General features: G+C 65.1%; 1 pseudogene. It reads right to left on the bottom strand.

Features of this window, described 5'->3' with window-relative positions:
- Positions 1-321: pseudogene (locus ACMUOY_RS20270) on the bottom strand (acetyl-CoA C-acetyltransferase); the annotation flags it as partial.

Below are 321 nucleotides of genomic sequence, written 5' to 3'. Positions count from 1 at the left end.
CGGCGAACCTGCCGGACTCGATGGCCGCCGCTGCCTTGGCCTGGCTGGCCGCGGCGAACTCGTCCTGCTCCGCGCGGGAAATGCCGTACTGCTCAGCCAGGTTCTCCGCAGTGATACCCATATGCGTGTCGCCGAAGATACACCAGAGGCCGTCGTGGATCATCGAGTCGATCAGCTGGCCGTGGCCCATGCGGTATCCCGTCCGCGCCTTGTCGAGCATGTACGGAGCGAGGTTCATGTTCTCAGTTCCGCCCGCGACCACAATCTCGGCATCCCCCGCGATAATCGACTGGGCAGCCAGCGCCACAGACTTCAGCCCGG

The sequence above is a fragment of the Candidatus Skiveiella danica genome (assembly GCF_022705245.1).
In the GTDB taxonomy this organism is placed as follows: Bacteria; Pseudomonadota; Gammaproteobacteria; order Burkholderiales; family Burkholderiaceae_C; genus Skiveiella; species Skiveiella danica.
The sequence above is the reverse complement of the archived record's forward strand: the minus strand, read 5'-3'. Positions and strand labels throughout refer to the sequence as shown.